Annotated in this window: 1 protein-coding gene; it reads left to right on the top strand. The window is 47.7% G+C overall.

From position 1 onward, the window contains the following. Positions 1-133 precede the first annotated feature (133 nt). On the top strand, positions 134-1,052 hold a 919-nt coding region (gene mobQ / locus FTT86_RS15905), incomplete at its 3' end, for a MobQ family relaxase (RefSeq protein WP_180181484.1).

Here is a 1,052-nt window from a genome sequence, read left to right as displayed (position 1 = left end):
TAGTAATGTTTTCCTCGAAGAGCGCACTTATGCAAACTTCGTTTGCAAGTCCGATTGGGGTCTCCCCAATACCCCGACAACCGTATCCACGGTTGTATTTCACTACGTGAAAATTTAAAAGCGAAAAACAGGCATGGCGATTTACCACTTTTCAGTCAAAACCGTAGCACGATCTGCAGGGCGTTCCGCCACTGCTGCAATCGCCTATCGGGCAGGTGAAAAGATCTATTGTGAACGTGAAGGCCGAGAACATGATTACAGCCGAAAAACTGGGGTAGAACACAAAGAGATTTATTTACCCGAAGGCGCACCAGAGCATTTAAAAAACCGGGGAAAACTCTGGAACGAAGTGGAACAACGAGAAACCCGAAAAAACTCGACAGTTGCCCGAGAATTTGAAATCGCTTTTCCAAGTGAATTAAATCAGGAACAACGCCTGGCCATGCTCGAAGAGCTATGCGCCAGTATCGTGGACAGACATCAGGTGGCCATCGATGCCTGTATTCATGCACCGCATACTGGATCTGGTAGTGATGAACGCAATTATCACGCGCATATCCTGATGAGCACACGCAAACTGACTCCGGAAGGCTTCACCGAGAAAACCCGGGAACTGGATCAGAAACACAGTGGAGAAATCGAACACTGGCGCGAACACTTTGCCGATATCTGCAATATGCACCTGGATCTGGCTGGATACACTGCCCGAGTCGACCACCGCAGCTACAAAGACCAGGAGAATGGTTTAGAAGCCACGCTGCACGAAGGGCCGAAAGTCACCGAACTGCGCCGAAAAGGGATTGAGACCGAAATCAGCCGAAGCAATGACGAAATCAAACAGAGAAATCAGGCTCAGCTGCAATACAGCAAAAATATGGATCTGCTGATTGCTGAAAATGAGATCAAACTCAGCACACTGAAAACAGAACAGCAGATCCAAATCAAAAATAGCGCTAAAACGCCACCAATTGACGAAAAAGCCCTGTTTGAGGAAAAACAGAGGGAAACCCTTGGCAAAGTGCTAAAACGCGAAATCAGCGCAAAAGACGCGA

The organism is Acinetobacter sp. YH01021, from assembly GCF_013420255.1.
Taxonomy (GTDB): Bacteria; Pseudomonadota; Gammaproteobacteria; order Pseudomonadales; family Moraxellaceae; genus Acinetobacter.
This window is presented reverse-complemented; position numbering and strand designations above follow the sequence as displayed.